The organism is Oceanisphaera profunda, assembly GCF_002157895.1.
Taxonomy (GTDB): domain Bacteria; phylum Pseudomonadota; class Gammaproteobacteria; order Enterobacterales; family Aeromonadaceae; genus Oceanimonas; species Oceanimonas profunda.
Map to the genome: position 1 here is coordinate 2606044 of NZ_CP021377.1, position 16409 is coordinate 2622452.

At 49.9% G+C, this 16409-nt stretch carries 12 protein-coding genes, 4 tRNA genes and 1 pseudogene; 11 read left to right on the forward strand and 6 right to left on the reverse strand.

Annotated features, from left to right (window positions below; genetic code table 11):
- Positions 1 to 141 precede the first annotated feature (141 nt).
- The 5 genes from CBP31_RS11495 (at position 142) to CBP31_RS11515 (ending at position 1567) form a co-directional block, all read left to right on the forward strand.
- Positions 142 to 217: transfer RNA gene (locus CBP31_RS11495), tRNA-Ala, on the forward strand.
- A 45-nt stretch (positions 218 to 262) separates the two neighbouring features.
- Positions 263 to 338 (forward strand) — tRNA-Ala (locus CBP31_RS11500).
- 58 nt (positions 339 to 396) lie between these two features.
- A tRNA-Ala gene (locus CBP31_RS11505) sits at positions 397 to 472 on the forward strand.
- Positions 473 to 517: 45 nt separating this feature from the next.
- Positions 518 to 593, forward strand: a tRNA-Ala gene (locus CBP31_RS11510).
- A gap of 302 nt (positions 594 to 895) precedes the next feature.
- A complete protein-coding gene (locus tag CBP31_RS11515) occupies positions 896 to 1567 on the forward strand; it encodes a DNA-3-methyladenine glycosylase I (RefSeq protein WP_087037397.1) in 672 nt (223 codons plus the stop codon).
- 63 nt (positions 1568 to 1630) lie between these two features.
- On the opposite strand, the gene CBP31_RS11520 is transcribed toward CBP31_RS11515, so the two are convergent.
- Complete coding sequence (locus CBP31_RS11520) at positions 1631 to 2233, reverse strand: arylesterase (protein WP_087037399.1); 603 nt, start codon at positions 2231 to 2233, stop codon at positions 1631 to 1633.
- On the opposite strand from CBP31_RS11520, the gene CBP31_RS11525 reads away from it, so the two are divergent.
- Positions 2232 to 2915 carry an ABC transporter ATP-binding protein gene (locus CBP31_RS11525; protein ID WP_087037401.1) on the forward strand — a complete coding sequence of 228 codons (684 nt, stop codon included), beginning with the start codon at positions 2232 to 2234 and terminating at the stop codon, positions 2913 to 2915. The two genes, CBP31_RS11520 and CBP31_RS11525, sit on opposite strands and share 2 nt — an antisense overlap.
- Positions 2908 to 5373, forward strand: a complete 2466-nt coding sequence (locus tag CBP31_RS11530; RefSeq protein WP_087037403.1) for an ABC transporter permease — start codon at positions 2908 to 2910, stop codon at positions 5371 to 5373. The genes CBP31_RS11525 and CBP31_RS11530 overlap by 8 nt, the downstream gene beginning before the upstream one ends.
- Positions 5374 to 5443: 70 nt before the next feature.
- Here CBP31_RS11530 and CBP31_RS11535 read toward each other — a convergent pair whose 3' ends face one another.
- From CBP31_RS11535 to CBP31_RS11550, 4 genes and pseudogenes are all read right to left on the reverse strand, one after another.
- Positions 5444 to 6352 (reverse strand): TIGR01777 family oxidoreductase, encoded by a 909-nt coding sequence (locus CBP31_RS11535; RefSeq protein ID WP_087037405.1) that lies wholly within the window; start codon positions 6350 to 6352, stop codon positions 5444 to 5446.
- A gap of 382 nt (positions 6353 to 6734) precedes the next feature.
- The gene (tpx, locus tag CBP31_RS11540; RefSeq protein ID WP_087037407.1) at positions 6735 to 7235 is read right to left on the reverse strand and encodes a thiol peroxidase; all 501 of its coding nucleotides are present in this window, start codon (positions 7233 to 7235) and stop codon (positions 6735 to 6737) included.
- A 354-nt stretch (positions 7236 to 7589) separates the two neighbouring features.
- Positions 7590 to 9755: a phosphate acetyltransferase gene (gene pta / locus CBP31_RS11545; protein WP_087037409.1), complete on the reverse strand. Its 2166-nt coding sequence runs from the start codon at positions 9753 to 9755 to the stop codon at positions 7590 to 7592.
- Positions 9756 to 9850: 95 nt separating this feature from the next.
- Positions 9851 to 11047 (reverse strand): annotated as a pseudogene (locus tag CBP31_RS11550) (acetate kinase); the annotation flags it as partial.
- 302 nt (positions 11048 to 11349) lie between these two features.
- Here CBP31_RS11550 and yfbV point away from each other — a divergent pair.
- Positions 11350 to 11790, forward strand: a complete 441-nt coding sequence (gene yfbV / locus CBP31_RS11555) for a terminus macrodomain insulation protein YfbV (RefSeq protein ID WP_087037413.1) — start codon at positions 11350 to 11352, stop codon at positions 11788 to 11790.
- 113 nt (positions 11791 to 11903) lie between these two features.
- On the forward strand, positions 11904 to 12659 hold the full coding sequence (locus CBP31_RS11560) for a M15 family metallopeptidase (RefSeq protein WP_087037415.1): 756 nt from the start codon (positions 11904 to 11906) through the stop codon (positions 12657 to 12659).
- Positions 12660 to 12700: 41 nt separating this feature from the next.
- Here the strand turns inward: CBP31_RS11560 and CBP31_RS11565 are convergent, their stop codons facing one another.
- Positions 12701 to 12967 (reverse strand): hypothetical protein, encoded by a 267-nt coding sequence (locus CBP31_RS11565; RefSeq protein ID WP_087037417.1) that lies wholly within the window; start codon positions 12965 to 12967, stop codon positions 12701 to 12703.
- Positions 12968 to 13335: 368 nt separating this feature from the next.
- Between CBP31_RS11565 and CBP31_RS11570 the strand changes: the two genes are divergently transcribed.
- Positions 13336 to 15435, forward strand: coding sequence for a BCCT family transporter (locus tag CBP31_RS11570; RefSeq protein ID WP_227875017.1), 2100 nt, complete (start codon positions 13336 to 13338; stop codon positions 15433 to 15435).
- A gap of 118 nt (positions 15436 to 15553) precedes the next feature.
- A protein-coding gene (locus tag CBP31_RS11575) for an IS5 family transposase (RefSeq protein WP_407668743.1) occupies positions 15554 to 16305 on the forward strand; the annotation gives its coding sequence in 2 pieces (ribosomal slippage) (positions 15554 to 15884 and positions 15884 to 16305; 753 coding nt in all).
- Positions 16306 to 16409 lie beyond the last annotated feature (104 nt).

A 16409-nucleotide genomic window follows, 5' to 3' on the forward strand; every position in this document is an offset into this window, starting at 1 on the left:
GTAGAGTTGTTGATAAATTGCTCAAGCTGACTGAAAAGTGACTGCTTGCATAACTTTGGCTAGTTTTTGGTTGACAGAAAATTTCTGCCTGACTATCATGCGCATCGCCTCCACAGTCTTAGACTGAAGAGGGTGATAAGCGGGGCTATAGCTCAGCTGGGAGAGCGCTTGCATGGCATGCAAGAGGTCCGCGGTTCGATCCCGCGTAGCTCCACCACTTATCATGAGTTGTAAAAAGATTAGACAGTAATATCTGCCGATTGGGGTTATAGCTCAGCTGGGAGAGCGCTTGCATGGCATGCAAGAGGTCCGCGGTTCGATCCCGCGTAGCTCCACCAATTTTTGGCAGTTTGCTTAAGATTTATAGCAGTAAATACCAGTAAGAATGCATTGTTTGGGGTTATAGCTCAGCTGGGAGAGCGCTTGCATGGCATGCAAGAGGTCCGCGGTTCGATCCCGCGTAGCTCCACCACTTCTTAGTAATAAAAAGTGGCATAAAACAAGCACACCAAATTTCGGGGTTATAGCTCAGCTGGGAGAGCGCTTGCATGGCATGCAAGAGGTCCGCGGTTCGATCCCGCGTAGCTCCACCACTTATTAGAAATAAAATTCTGTAATAAAATTTGTGGAAAACAAAAAAGCCGCTGCATACTTGCAGCGGCTTTTTTACGTCTGCTTTTTGAGAGTGAAGCAGCAGCGCCAAGCACCAAGCTAAATCAAGGGCGGTGTTTATCTTTAAGCCGTCATCCTGAACTTGTTTCAGGATCTCGCACTTAACCAATAGACCCTAGTCTTGGTCGGTGGCTCTTTAGATTTGATCGGTTAGCTCGGCGCTTGGTGCTCAACGCTTGGCGCTGTAATATTCCCCATTCACTATTCACCCGAGATCTTTGCTATGGAGCATTTTGATACCATTTTTCAGCGGGCCTGCGAACGCCACGGCGGGGCGGCCAAACTTAAAGCCTTGATTGCCACGCCGGTCGCCACGCCGGAATTGCTGGCGGCGACCAGTGATGATCGTTGGCTCTCCTCTTTTACTATGAGCTTGTTCCAATCGGGCTTCGTTTTTCAGGTGATCAGAAATAAATGGCCAGACTTTGAACGGGCGTTTTTTGGTTTTGATCCAGAGAAAATGCTGATGTTGGATGGGAGTCATTTTGAACGCTTAAATAATGACGCCAGTATCGTGCGCCATGCTAGAAAAATTGCCACTGTACCGGCCAATGCACGCATGATCTTAGAGCTGGGTAAGCCTTATGGCGGCTTTGGTGCCTTTGTGGCCCAGTGGCCAAAAGACGACGTGACGGGCTTATGGCAAATTATTAAGAAACACGGGCAACTGCTGGGCGGTAATATTGGCCCTTATGCCCTGCGTCGCTTAGGTGTTGACACCTTCGTGTTTACCGGTGATGTGAGTGCATATTTGCGACATCATCAAGTGGTAGATGCGGGTCTTGGTAGTCAAAAGGGGCAGCGCCAAGCCCAAGCCGCATTTAATGAATGGCAGCAGCAAAGCGGCTTTAGCTATTCAGAGATCAGCAAAACCCTCGCCCATTCAATTGGCTAGCAGAAACATGAGGAGGAAGGAGTAAAATATATTCTCGCTTCACTCTTCACTCCTCCTCACGCCTCACGGTTTTAGGTAAGGCGTTACAAAGTTATGTACTTGCTCGACGATGGCGTCTTGGGCCTTCGCGGTGGGGTGAATACCGTCGTCCATCATCATGCCGGCTTTGCCAATTAAGGGCGCCACAAAAAACGGCAACAGCGGTAATTGATGCAACTCAGCTAAATCGCTAAAGATGCCTTCAAACTGCTGCAGATAACGGCGGCCATAATTAGGGGGCAGCTGAATATCGGTCAAAATCACCTTGGCACCACTTTGTTGCGCTAAATTAATCATCTGCGCTAAGTTTTTCTCGATAAGCGTGGGCGGCAAGCCGCGCAAACCATCGTTGCCACCCAGCTCCAGCAGCACTAAGCTCGGTTGATGCTTTTTAAGTAACGGCACCAAGCGCTGCAAGCCTCCTTGAGTGGTGTCGCCACTAACACTGGCGTTAATCAATTCTACCGCTACCGCTTCTTGCTGCCAGCGCTTGGCTAATAACTGTGGCCAAGCTTGCTGTGCATTCATACGATAACCGGCGCTCAAGCTGTCACCCAAGATCAGTATGGTGTTAGCATGGGTAACAGATGACACCAACATTAGCAGTAGTAAAAGGACGCGCGGCATGACAATTTCTCCCGTTATCAAGGTGGTTGGGTTGAGCCATAAAGTGCAGCTGAACGCCCAGACGCTTACTATCCTTGAGGGGATAGACTTTGAAGTCAAGGCTGGTGAAAGCGTGGCCTTGGTCGGCGCTTCAGGCTCTGGCAAGTCGACCTTACTGGGGCTGTTAGCGGGCTTAGATACGGCAAGCAGCGGCGATATCCTGATTAACGATAAGTCTCTTATGACACTTGATGAAGAGCAGCGCGCGCGCTTACGCGGCCAGCATATTGGCTTTGTGTTTCAGTCGTTTTTACTGCTGCCGACGTTGACGGCCCTAGAAAATGTCATGCTGCCAGCCGAATTACAAGGCCAGGAAAACTGCGCCGACCGTGCCCGCGAACTATTAGCACAAGTGGGGTTAAGTGAGCGGGTACGCCACTTCCCCAGCCAGTTATCCGGTGGCGAGCAGCAGCGGGTGGCCATAGCCCGCGCTTTTATGACCCAGCCCGATATTTTATTGGCCGATGAGCCGACTGGTAATTTAGACACTAAAACCGGCGCACAAATTATCGAATTACTGTTTGAATTAAATCGCACTCACGGCACTACGTTACTGATGGTCACCCACGATGAAGCTTTGGCCGCGCGCTGTGAACGCCGCTTGGTGATGACTGCCGGTCGGTTGGAGGAGTGCAATGCCTAGTCCGAGTTTTAGCCTCAGTTTTGGCTTAGTGTGGCGTGAAATAGGGCGCGGCCCCTTGCGGCTGTTTGTATTGGCGCTGGCTTTGAGTGTGGCCAGTATTCTGAGCGTCACTCTAGTGGCAGACCGGCTTAATCAGGCGTTATCGGTATCGGGGCGTGATTATATCGCCGCCGATCGGGTAATTTCCGCCAGTCGGGCACTGGATGAAAGTTGGCTGACCGAGGCTCAAACCCGGGGGCTGGAGCTGTCGCGAACTCAGTCTTTTCAAAGCGTGCTGTTTGCCAACGATGAACTGCAGTTGGCCAGCGTGCGTGCGGTGGATAATGCTTTTCCATTTTATGGGGAGCTGGTATTAGCACCTCAACAAACAGTAGTACCTCAACAAGCAGTCACCTCTGGCCACATCTGGCTATCGTCGCGCTTACTGACCTTACTTAAGCTAGAGCTGGGCGACCAAGTAGAGCTGGGTAACCTGGAATTACAGGTAGCAGGTGAGCTGGTGTCAGAGCCGGATCAAGGGTTCTCGCCGGCGTTATTGGCGCCGCGCGCGCTGATTCATTTAGATGATGTGGCGGCTACCGGCATTCAAATGGCCGGCAGTCGGGTCAGTTATCGTTATTTATTTAAAGGCACGACCGAGCAATTAGATGCTTATGCGACTTGGGTGAAGCCGCAATTACAAGCAGGGCAACAATGGTTGGGCCCAGATAATGCAGACACTCCTGTGGCTCGCTCACTGACCCGCGCCGAGCAGTTTTTTCGCTTAGCCTCCTTAATCGGTGTGCTGCTGGGTATTTTAGCCATGGCCATCGCGCTGGGCTATTTCTCGCGGCGTGAGCAAGACCGCATCGCCTTACTTAAAACCTTGGGTGCTGGGCGACGCGCCTTATTGGTGTGGCTGAGCAAGTTACTGACTAGCCTGTTAATAGTGGGTTCTGTGCTGGGCGGCGTGGTGGGCTATGGCTTACATAAACTGATTTTATTGAGCTTAGGTGAGGCCTTGGCCATTCCTTTGCCGCCCCCCTCTTGGCAACCCTTTGCATTAGCGCTGGGCTTGGCCTTACTCACCACCTTGATGTTGTCTGTGGTGCCTATGCTGCGCCTATTGAAGGTGCCGCCGCTGCGGGTACTGCGCAATGAGGCTCAGGCCCGCATCCCCGCTTGGTGGAGTGCCGGTATTCTATTGAGTGGCACTTTTGTACTGAGCTGGTTGTTTGCGGGTGATCTTGCCTTAGCGGGCGGTTTGTTACTGGGCTTACTGGCGCTAATGGGCATCTTGGGCGGCGTGTGCGGATTGATGCTAGCCATGGCTAAGCGCAGTGGCGGCAGTATTGCCTTTCGTCTGGCGCTGAGTCGCTTAGATCGGGCGCGGTTAAACACCTTGTTGCAGTTTGGTGGCGTGGCACTGGCGTTATTTTTGGGTTGCTTATTGTGGGTGGTACGCGGCGAGCTAGTGGACGGCTTCTTGGCTAACTTGCCTGCAGAAGCGCCCAATCGCTTTGTGATTAATATTGCGGACTATGAGCTTAAGCCTTTACAGCAAAAGCTGGATGCGGCAGGGCTTGAGCGTTCGGTGTTTTACCCCATAGTGCGCGGCCGTTTGAGTGCCATTAACGATCAAGCCGCTGTATCTGATGTCGACAGTGCGAATAATGGTAATAACGATGGCGGCATAGGCCGCGAGCTTAATCTCACCTATAGCAAGGTGCTACCTACGGGCAATCGTATTCTAAGCGGTGATTGGAGCCAAGCGCCCGACAGCGTATCTGTGGAGTCCGGCTTAGCTGAGCGCTTAGGGCTGATTTTGGGCGATAGGGTGACGCTGGATTTAGCTGGCGAGCAAGTCTCAGCTGAGGTCAAAAATATTCGTGAGGTAGATTGGGATAGCATGAAGCCAAATTTCTATTTTATTTTCAGTCCCGATGTCTTGGCTTCGTATCCGGCCACTTGGCTGGCCAGCTTTTACTTACCGGCCGAGCAAAAAGCACTAGAGGTTGAACTGATCCGTGCCTTTCCTACCGTCACTATTTTGGACGTAGAAGCGCTATTGCAGCAGTTGCGCCAAGTATTAGCTCAGGTCAGCCAAGCGTTATTGGTGATCATGGGATTAGTGATAGTGGCCAGTATCTTAGTGTTATTGGCGCAGCTAGAAACCACACTCGAAAGCCGGCGTCGCGAATTAGTTTTGCTGCGTACGCTAGGTGCCAGTGAGCGCTTAATGCAGGCATCGTTGCGTTGGGAGTGGCTGGCGGCGGGCATTGCGGCGGGTCTCGCTGCTGCATTAGGTGTAGAGCTGTGTGTGGCTATTCTTTTACCCTACTGGTTAGGCTTGCCTTGGCAGCCGCATCCCCTATTGTGGATAACGCTGCCCGTCTTGGGTGCTGGCTTATTACTGCTCACCGGGCGCATCGGCGGCATTACCCGTGACACCTTGATGAACCGCTTACGGCAGTGGTGAGAAGAGCAGCGACTAGCACCAAGCGCCCAGCTAAAAATACGGTGTTTGGTTCTAGCTTGGTGCTCGGCGCTTAGCGCTTGGTGCTGGGGTTTAATGTTTCTTTCAGGGCTTTCTCAAGGGTGGGATAGCGAAAGTGAAAGCCGGCGCATTGTAAGCGCACCGGCATTACGCGCTGTCCGGTTAATAATAAGTCGGCCATTTCGCCAAACGCTAAGTGCATTACCCAAGCGGGCACTCGAGCAAAGTGTGGTTTATTTAATACCTGCGCCAAGGTGGTACTGAATTGCTGGTTTGTGACGGGCTCAGGTGCCGCGGCATTAAAAGCACCTTGGCATTCATCATGCTCCAGCAAAAATAACAGTAGGCTCACCACATCATCGATGTGGATCCACGACATATACTGCTTGCCCGAACCAATAGGCCCGCCTAATCCTAAGCGGTAATTGGGCAGCATTTTCTTTAAGGCGCCTCCTTCAGCACCTAACACTACGGCCAAACGTATGCAGCATACCCGCGTCTGCTCACTGGCGGCAGCTTGTGCGAGTTGTTCCCATTGGGCGCACACTTTATGGCTAAATTCGGGATGCGGGATGGAGTCTTCATCCACTAAGGCATTACCTTGGCGGCCGTAATAACCCACGGCGGATCCGCTGATCAATACCTTGGGTGGCTGAGTGCCTGCCTTGAGCTTATCGACTAACTGCTCGGTTAACTGCCAGCGGCTCTGGCAAATACGCTCTTTTTGCGCCGCACTCCAGCGCTTATCGGCGATGGGCTCGCCCGCCAGATTGATCACCGCATCGAATTGATCCAAATTATCAAGATCATCCAGTGAGGCGAGGGCATGCACGTCGTGGCCCAGTCGTTGGTGCACCTTATTGAGAGTACGACTGAGCACAGTCACTTGATGATGCGGGCGCAAATGGTGCATTAAACGACGACCAATAAAGCCGGTACCGCCGGTGATCAATATGTTCATGACTGCCTTCCTTTATCTCTGCCAAGCGGGATCGCACACTAGGCCGCACAAATGGGAGTTATTGCTTCCAATATTAGCAGCATCAGAGGCTGGGCATTGTGATCCCAGTTAGAACAAGGAGTTAGGCATGTTTGAGCAAGGGGAGTAAAACTATTGAAACAAAGGGTGAGACACAGGTTCAGTACCAGAGGATAGAGTAGAACAGCGGAGTAAAGAAGGGGAAAAGGCAGCAGGAGAACAGCTTGAATAAACAGCAATAATTGGGGATAAAAACCGAGGTTATCCACAGATTCTGTGAGTAAGTCTGTAGATTACCTCGGGTACTAAAGCTAGCTTGTTGATTTTACATCAAAATAACCAACTGGATACTGATCAAGCAGGCTTATGCCAGAGCAGCAATAGCGGCGTCGTAGGCTGGCTCTTCAGTCAACTCAGCTACACGCTGGCTGTAAACTACTTTGCCTTGCTCATCGATAGCCACAACTGCACGAGCAGCTAAGCCACGAAGTGGGCCATCGCTTAATGCTACGCCGTAAGCGTTTAAGAATTCAGCGTTACGGAAAGCTGAGGCAGACTGTACGTTTTCGATACCTTCTGCACCACAAAAACGACCCAAGGCGAACGGCAGGTCCATAGACACACAGATCACTTTGGTGTTGCTCAGGGCAGCTGCTTTTTCGTTAAAGGTACGTACGCTGGTCGCGCACACACCAGTGTCAACGCTTGGGAAAATGTTCAGCAGCACTTTTTGGCCTTTGAAATCTGCCAATTTAATATCGTTCAGATCGCCATCAGTCAGCGTGAAATCAGCGGCCGCTTGGCCTGCTTGTGGAAACTGACCTGATACGGCAACTGGATTGCCCTGAAACGTCACTGTAGACATATTTTTAGCTCCTTGATAAGGCTGGGTGTTTAAGACTATGTGAAAAAATTATATTACAGCCGATAACTTACCAGTTTTAGGCATAAGGAAAAGGTTTTTATTTTTACGCTCAGCCCTTGAAAGCCCAAAACACAGCGTTAAGCACAATCAAAACCACCGCGACCAGTAGGCTCTGCTTTAGCTGTGCAATGTGTGCGTAGCAGTATCTCAACGCGGATATTTCATATCCAGCTGCATTTTGTTGAATATATAAAGCTATTCGCTGTCACGGGATAAACGAGATCAAACAGACATCGCAAAGCAATAGCTTTGCTGCAGCATGTAAATATCGCCGTATCCCTCGATCTTCACGCCTCACAAGTTTTTCGCCGCCTCCATTTGTCCGCCTTGAATAGCGGTGAGCGCTATGGTGTACACGATATCGTCCACCAGTGCGCCGCGCGATAAGTCATTGACCGGTTTGCGCATGCCTTGCAGCATGGGGCCAATAGACACTAGCTGTGCCGAGCGCTGTACTGCCTTGTAAGTGGTGTTGCCGGTATTTAAATCCGGAAAAATAAACACCGTCGCTTTACCGGCCACTGGCGAGTTGGGCGCCTTAGACTTAGCCACGTTTTCCATGATGGCCGCATCGTATTGCAGCGGGCCATCGATAATTAAGTCTGGGCGTTTTTCTTTGGCCAGACGCGTGGCTTCGCGTACTTTTTCTACATCGGCACCAGTGCCGGAGTCACCGGTAGAATAAGAAATCATGGCCACGCGAGGTTCAATGCCAAAAGCCAAGGCGGAGTCGGCAGATTGAATGGCAATTTCTGCTAATTGCTCGGCGTTAGGATCTGGGTTAATGGCGCAGTCGCCGTATACCAAGACTTGATCCGGCAGCAGCATGAAAAACACCGAGGAAACCAATGATGAACCGGGTGCGGTTCTAATGATTTGCAGCGGCGGGCGTATGGTATTGGCGGTGGTGTTAATGGCACCGGATACCAAGCCGTCCACTTCATCGGCATCCAACATCATGGTGCCCAGTACCACGTTATCTTTTAATTGCTCACGGGCGACGATGTCGGTTAGGCCTTTGGACTTTCGTAACTCCACTAGGCGGGCGACATACTGCTCACGCACTAATTCAGGGTCTTGAATTTCAACCCTGTCATCTAAGACCACGCCTTGCTGTGAGGCAACCCGTAATATTTCTTCTCTATTACCGAGTAACACCGGGTGAGCAATGCCCCGCTCGGCACAGATTATTGCGGCCTTAATGGTGCGCGGCTCTTCGCCTTCGGGCAATACCACTCGTTTATTGGCATGGCGTGCCAGTTCAGTTAACTGATAACGGAAGGCCGGTGGGCTTAATAAACGACGGCGTACGGATTTAGCAGTTAATGACTCAATCCAGTTTTTATCGATATGGCCGGCCACATAATCTTGTACCAGCTCGATGCGTTCTAGATCATCCAACGGGATTTCCAGATTAAAATCTTGCAGGGTAACCGCAGTCTGCCAAGTGTTGGTATTGACCATCATGATCGGCAGACCCGTTTTCATGGCCTGCTGACACAAGTCCATAATCTGCGGATCGGGGTTATTAGTGCCATTCAGCACCAAAGCACCAATTTTAACGCCGTTCATCGCAGCCAAGCAGACGGCCGCAATCACATCGGCTCTGTCGCCTGGCGTCACCAGTAAGCTGCCGGGCCGGTATAATTGGGTTTGATTATGTAAAGCACTGGCGCAGAACACCACAGTGGTTAGACGTCGACTATGCAACTCGCCTTCGTTAAGAATAGTGGCATTTAAATGCCGTGATAAATCGAGCGCGCGGGGAGAAACCAGCTCGGTATTCCAGGGTGCGCAGCCTAAAATAGGCAGGGCTGACTTGCTTAATACCGATAATATTTCGTGATCCGCAGTGGGCAGGCTTTGATGGTCGGGATTAAATAGTTCGCTAAGATCGGGGCGTAGTTTGCCTTGTTCATCTAATGGCGCACCCACTTTATTGATGATGCAGCCAACAAGACGTTGGTTGCTCATGCCACCAAAGCTGGACGCTGCCAGTTCCATACGATCTTTGAGCTGCTGACTACTTTCGTTGGTCGGCTGAGCCACAAATACGATGTCGGCATCTAATGCTTTGGCGATATTGTAGTTGAGGTCGCTGGTAAAAGAGTGACTATCGGTGGGGACCAAGCCCTCAATGACCATGACTTCGACGCCGCTCTGTGTCACATGCTTTTCTACTTTTTCAACGATCTGTTCTAGAAAAATATCTAACTTGCCTTGTGAGATCATGCTTTCTGCATCACTGAGTACTAACGGCTCGGCTGGCTTAATATTTGAGCTGTGAGCAATCATTACCGTGGTGTGATCTTCTTGTTTATTGCGATGGCGTGGTTGGGCAACTGGCTTGAAAAAGCTAACGTCAATCCCTTTACGCTCCATTGCCCGTACTACGCCCAGACTGACCGACGTAATACCCACGCCTCCACTGATAGGGATTAGCATTATCATTCTTGCCATGATATTTCCTTATGCTCTGACAGCTTTACCATAGCGGCAGTATCAGCTGTTGTAGATGTTAATGGCTCAACATGAGGTTTTTTTTGCTCAGCTTTGGCGCTTGATAATGCCAGCGCATCTTGAGCAATAACCCATTCTTCATTGGTCGGGATCACCCAAGCCGGTACACTATCGGCGGTGGTAATACAGGTTTGCTTACCAAAACGAGCGGCTTTATTTGCTGCTACGTCCAGCTTCAACCCTAACAGGTTTAACTTTGACAAGGTTAACTCGCGTACTAATACCGAGTTTTCACCTATACCACCGGTAAAGACAATGGCATCTAGGCGACCGTCTAACGCACAGCTATAGCTGGCAATATACTTAGCCAAGCGATAACAAAAAATATCCATGGCCCGCTTGGCTGCAGGCTCTACATCGTAATGTTCTTCAATATAACGACAGTCACTGGTTTTTTCGGTTAAACCTAGCAGTCCAGACTCTTTAGTGAGCATGGTATTAATGCGCTCCACGCTATAGCCCAAGTTATCGTGTAAGTGAAAAATGATGGCTGGATCGATATCGCCGCAGCGGGTGCCCATTACTAAGCCTTCCAGCGGCGTCATGCCCATGGAGGTGTCTACTGATTCACCATTTTTAATGGCACACACCGAAGCCCCGTTGCCTAGGTGGCAGCTGATAATATTCAGTTGTGCTAGCGGTTTGTTGAGCAGCTTGGCCGCTTGTACGGCAACAAAATAATGGCTGGTGCCATGCATGCCATAGCGGCGAATATGATGGTCTTTATACAAATGATAAGGCAGGGCATACAGGTAAGCTGACTCGGGCATGGTCTGATGCAATGCGGTATCAAACACCGCCACTTGCGGTAAATCTGGGAAAGAACGCTGAGCTGAGGCGATACCAACTAAATGGGCTGGGTTATGCAGTGGCGCTAGGCGTGCGCAATCTCTAATGCCCTTGATTACATGGTTATCTATAATCACCGAATGTGTAAAATGCTCGCCACCGTGCACCACTCTGTGTCCGATGGCACAGATTTGCTTCATGAGCTCAGGGTAAGGTGAGAGCAGGGTATCAACAATAAAATCTAATGCCTGTTGGTGCGCACTACCGGCTATCAAAGGGGTGCTATTTTTCTCGCCGTTAAACACCCAGCTAATCCGCGTGTTGGGCAGATAGAAGCACTCTGCTAAGCCAGACAGTTTCTCGTCCCCAGTTTCGGCATTAAGAATGGCAAATTTAAGCGACGAGCTGCCGCAGTTAAGTACCAGAACCAGCTTGCTAGTCATCAATAAACCTTTTGTCAGAAAATCATCTTGCTCAAGTCTGAAACCGAGTCGCCATTAATGATGCCGTGTCAGGGCTCGTTGCCGATTGGCTGCGAGGTTTTAGGCTAACGCAATCAAGAGTGACTGACGCTCACCACAGCTTTAAGTGCTGTACTGAGCCGGCGGCTGAAACGGTCAAATTATAAATACAGGGGATAATACCCACTTAGTGGCGTAAAATAACAGAACGCGAGGGTGGTTCTATGATGTGGGTCTAGTAAAGTGCTTAACCTTGCCCTTAATTATTCTGCTCTGGAGGCATAATGACAACATTAACGCATACCTTACACAGAGGCAGCGCTTATTTGGCGGTGTGGCCCAAAGAGCGCCAACTGGCGGCCTTGTTTCCTGAGTACCGCATCACCACGGCCACGCGCTTGGCGTTGCGTACCATTCCCGCACTTATGGTATTGAGCCTGCTGGTGCAGTTTCAATTAGGCGACCCGCGTTATTGGCCGGGCGTGGTGACCTCAGTGCTATTTTTGGCCAGCCTGCCGTTGCAGGGGCTGTTTTGGTTAGGGAAGCGCGCAGACACACTCTTGCCGCCCAATTTGGTGACTTGGTATCAACAAATTTATCAGAAGATGGCTGAAGCCGGGGTGTCGGTCACCCAGCCGGTGGCGCGTCCGCGTTATTTTGAGCTGGGAGAAACCCTCAATTTAGCCTTTAAACAATTGGATAAATCTTTTATTCGCGATCTGTAACCAAGCTTGCGCAGGTGCGGGTTGCAAAGGCCATTCTTTTTGGCGAGGGTGAGGCTTGTCTTTGACTCTTTTATCTTTGCAATCTTATTGTCTTTGCAACCAGGTGCCCGCGTATGAATTTCTTATCCCAAACTATCGCTAACAAGCCTGATCCCAACTGGTCACAGGTACAAGTCATCCCCATTATTGAAAGCCAAGACCCGTTAGTGCCCTTGGGGTTAGTCAATTCTCCGTTGCGATCTTATCCGGCTTACTTTCATCAAGGGGTGCCCGGGGCGTTAAACGAGTGCTATGTGCGCCGTAGTGTGTTGTTTCGTTTATATAAAGCCGCCCGTTTATTGCCTACCGGCATCGAGCTGGTGGTATTAGATGGCTGGCGCCCATTACCGGTGCAGCAATATTTGTATGACACCCTGCATACCGTGATGACCACTCATGACACCCAGCAAAATGAGACCGAACTGCTCGCCCACCTGCGCCAATTTGTGTCCCCACCCAGTGATAATCCCGCCGCTCCCAGCCCACACTTAACCGGTGGCTCGGTCGATGTAGCCTTATGCGATGTAGAAGGCTTACTACTCGATATGGGCACCGAATTTGATGATATTAGCTTCTGGTCGGCCAGTGCCGCCTTTGAAACCATTACCAAGCCCAACGCCCGTGAATCAGAAGTCATTGAAAACCGACGTTTATTGCACAGCGTCATGCTGCAAGCGGGCTTTAGCAATCTGCCCAGTGAGTGGTGGCATTTTGATTATGGCAATCAAGCCTGGGCTTGGGCTACACAACAATCCCAAGCTCAGTTTGGCGTGGCAGAGCGGCTAACCTTAGCCCAGCGCTGGTTGAAGTCGGTGACGAGTGAAGTATAAAGCGTGAGGGTTAAGGCGCGATGAAACTGCAGGCGGTGTTTTTATCTGACTGAAAACTGCAGCGTGCTGCCTTTGCCTTGGGTGACAGAGCGAGAGCGACTGCCATTTTTTTCTACGGTCAGTGTTAATTGCCCCGCATTTAACAGCGTGACTGTGCCGCTAATGGCGTCGCCGTGATAGCTAAGTTTGGCGGGCACTTGGCCCTGTGCTTGATGATACTCCTGAATTTTTCCCGCATTTTCTACCCGCCAATAAGCCGAATAAGCGGTACCGGCCGTGCCGCCGATTTCAATATTGATGGGGCTCATCGCTTGTACCTTTGCTGATTGAGTTATCAAGGGTGCGATTAGCAGCACTAAGCTACATACGCCTGCTGCTCTCCAATATCTGCGCCTGATTGCTTGCCCTTGCATACTTGCTCCTGTTGAAAGTAACCCCTGTTGAAAATAACTTCTGTTGAAAATAACAATAAAACATCTTTTCAGTATAGGGCCGCAGACGCAATTAATAGACGAATTTTTAATCATTACTCTTCCAAATACAGCTTCGGATTTTGAAGGCTCTAGCATTTTTTCATTTGAATCCTTTTTCAGCACAAAGCCCTTTAATTTTACGTTAGACTTGTGCAGAGCATGCTGGTTGTAACAGCACTACATTTATCTACAGGAGTTTTATTATGGCTTCAGAAAAAATGAATCCAGAGAAAGCGTCTCCTTCTTCGACCATATTGATACCGGTGTTTATTCCTGCCGTGGTGGTGATCCTGTTAATGGTTGTCGGCACCATGAGTAACCCTGAACTGGCAGGAGAGGTATTTGCCGATATTTTGGCTTATTTCACCAAGACCTTCGGCTGGTTTTATATGCTGTCGGTAGCCATCTTCTTGGTGTTTATTGTCTCGGTCGCCTTTAGTAAATGGGGCAACATTAAACTTGGGCCGGATCATGCGGAGCCGGAATACAGCTTCGTGGCTTGGTTTGCCATGTTGTTTTCTGCCGGTTACGGCATCGCCTTGTTGTTCTTTGGTGTGGCTGAGCCAGTGTTGCATTACGCTTCACCCCCCGCAGGCCCGGCGTTAACCGTGGATGCAGCCAAACAAGCCATGCAAATCGCCTTTTTCCACTGGGGCTTTCATATTTGGGCTATTTACGGCTTGGTGGGCTTGTCGTTAGCCTATTTTGCCTTTCGCCACGGTTTGCCATTGTCGATGCGCTCCACCTTATACCCGCTGATTGGCGATAAAATTTACGGCCCTATGGGACATACAGTGGATGTGTTTGCCATCTTGGGTACCTTGTTTGGTATTGCCACCACGCTGGGCTTATCGGTGGCGCAAATTAACGCCGGCCTTAATTATCTGTGGCCGAATATTCCGGTAAATACCACGGTACAAATCATTGCTATTGTGGCGATCACTGCCTTGGCTACCTTATCGGTAGTGGCAGGCATGGACAAAGGCGTAAAGCGCTTGTCGATGTTAAATATGGTGCTGGCTATCTCTTTAATGGTGTTCGTGTTTGCTGTTGGCCCTACGGTGTTTATTCTCAATACCTTTATGCAAAACACCGGTAGCTACTTAAGCAACATAGTGGAGCGCACCTTTAACCTGCAGGCCTATACCTCCAGCGATTGGATTGGTAACTGGACACTGTTTATTTTTGGTTGGACCATTGCTTGGGCACCCTTTGTCGGCTTGTTTATCGCCAAGATCAGCCGCGGCCGTACTATTCGTCAATTTGTGGTTGGCGTTATGGTGGTCCCCACCGTCTTTACCTTCTTGTGGTTCTCGGTGTTTGGCGATACTGCCTTACACATGATTATGGTGGACGGTTACACGTCTTTAATTGACGAAGTACAGGCTGACCAAGCCATTGCCTTGTTCAAGTTGTTTGAACAACTTCCTTTTACCTCCATTGTGTCCTTTATTACGGTGATTTTGATCATCACCTTTTTTGTTACTTCTTCTGACTCTGGCTCGTTAGTGATTGACTCACTGGCTTCGGGTGGCGTGGCACAAACGCCGGTATGGCAGCGCGTCTTCTGGGCGTCAACCGAAGGACTAGTGGCAGCGGCCTTGTTATTGGCAGGCGGACTGAGCGCATTGCAAACCGCGACCATAGTGAGTGCTTTGCCTTTTGCCATTATTATGCTGATTGCCATGGTCGGCATGTGGCGTGCTTTGGTTATTGAAGGGCACCATGAGGTGAGCTTGCAGCAGCATATGCAATCGGCCAAAGGTGGCCCAAAAGCGGGACCGGGCTTTTGGAAAAAGCGCTTGGCTAATCTGGTGGATTTTCCGGCTCGCGATGCGGTAGAGCAATTTATTCGCACTACCGGCTTTCAAGCTATGCATAAGGTTGAACAAGAACTAGAGCAACAAGGGTGGGAAGCGGAAGTGCTGTTTGATGAGTCAAATTGTCGTGCGCAATTTCAGGTGTTTCAAGAGGCTAAACTCGAGTTTATCTATGAGATTCGTCTACGTGGCTATGCCATGCCGGACTTCGCTTTCCCTGAGTCGGATCGAGATGTAGACGGCGACGATCATTACTATCGCGCCGAAGTGTTCTTGCGCCGTGGTGGCCAAGCATACGATGTGTACGGCTACGATCAGCAAGATATCATCAGCGATATTTTGGATCAGTTTGAGAAATATCTGCACATTTTGCATATCTCGCCCGGTATCTTGCCGTGGAAGATGGAAGAGCATGATGACGACTTAAATAACGACAGTGATGAGCAGCCCGCAGGCACTGAACTGAATGATAAACCAGTATAACGGTAGTCTATAGACGGGCTCATTAGCGTTAATCGCTAGGGCGCGTTCTCATTTGACGCTTCGGCTGCATTAGCTACCTTTATAGTATTTGAAGTAACTACTTGTGAGGTAACGACTTATGAGGCATTACTTGCTACGAGATGATCAATGGGAGTGCATCGAAGAACTGCTCCCGGGTAAAGCTAGCGATAGAGGCGTGACAGCACTCGATAATCGCAAATTTGTTGAAGCGGTACTTTGGATTGCTCGAACTGGCGCACCTTGGCGGGATTTACCTGATTTTTATGGGCATTGGCACCGCGTTTACGTCCGATATAGTCGTTGGTCTCACAAAGGCGTCTGGCTCACGATAATGGAGGAGTTATCCAAAGAAGCTGATTTTGAGCAACTCATGATCGACGGTAGTATCGTTCGTGTCCATCAACATGGGGCGGCTAAAAAAAAGAGCAAGATGCAGAAGCCATGGGGAAGTCTAGAGGTGGACTAACGACTAAAATCCATGCTGCCGTTGACGCTTTAGGCAACCCCGTGCGCTTACTGTTAACCCTAGGGCAGGCCTCAGAATATGATCAAGCAGAGGCATTGTTGGATGGTTTTACGCCTAGCCAGGTCTTGGCTGACAAGGGTTATGATTCAGATGCGTTTGTTGAAAGTATTCAAAGTGTTGGAGCAGAAGCGGTTATACCCTCAAGAAAAAATCGATTGGAGCCAAGGCCGTTGGATCGTCATGTTTATAAAGATCGCAACTTGGTTGAGCGTTTCTTCCAAAAGTTGAAGCAATTTCGTCGTATAGCAACTAGGTACGAACGACTGGCAAAAAATTACCAGTCAATGTTGAGCCTCGTGTCAGCCGTTATCTGGCTGGCATAATTGAGAACGCACCCTAGTGAGTAGCAATGAAAATGGCGTGGATAACCACGCCATTTTTTTGCTTTTTATTCAGCACTGATACCCATTTAAGGCAGAGGATTAAA

Coding starts and splice junctions, on each gene's coding strand:
- CBP31_RS11525 (WP_087037401.1), top strand. CDS start 2,232: ATGACAATTTCTCCCGTTATCAAGGTGGTTGGGTTGAGCCATAAAGTG.
- tpx (WP_087037407.1), bottom strand. CDS start 7,235: ATGTCTACAGTGACGTTTCAGGGCAATCCAGTTGCCGTATCAGGTCAG.
- CBP31_RS11560 (WP_087037415.1), top strand. CDS start 11,904: ATGAATTTCTTATCCCAAACTATCGCTAACAAGCCTGATCCCAACTGG.
- CBP31_RS11515 (WP_087037397.1), top strand. CDS start 896: ATGGAGCATTTTGATACCATTTTTCAGCGGGCCTGCGAACGCCACGGC.
- CBP31_RS11535 (WP_087037405.1), bottom strand. CDS start 6,352: ATGAACATATTGATCACCGGCGGTACCGGCTTTATTGGTCGTCGTTTA.
- CBP31_RS11565 (WP_087037417.1), bottom strand. CDS start 12,967: ATGAGCCCCATCAATATTGAAATCGGCGGCACGGCCGGTACCGCTTAT.
- CBP31_RS11570 (WP_227875017.1), top strand. CDS start 13,336: ATGGCTTCAGAAAAAATGAATCCAGAGAAAGCGTCTCCTTCTTCGACC.
- pta (WP_087037409.1), bottom strand. CDS start 9,755: ATGGCAAGAATGATAATGCTAATCCCTATCAGTGGAGGCGTGGGTATT.
- CBP31_RS11530 (WP_087037403.1), top strand. CDS start 2,908: ATGCCTAGTCCGAGTTTTAGCCTCAGTTTTGGCTTAGTGTGGCGTGAA.
- CBP31_RS11520 (WP_087037399.1), bottom strand. CDS start 2,233: ATGCCGCGCGTCCTTTTACTACTGCTAATGTTGGTGTCATCTGTTACC.
- yfbV (WP_087037413.1), top strand. CDS start 11,350: ATGACAACATTAACGCATACCTTACACAGAGGCAGCGCTTATTTGGCG.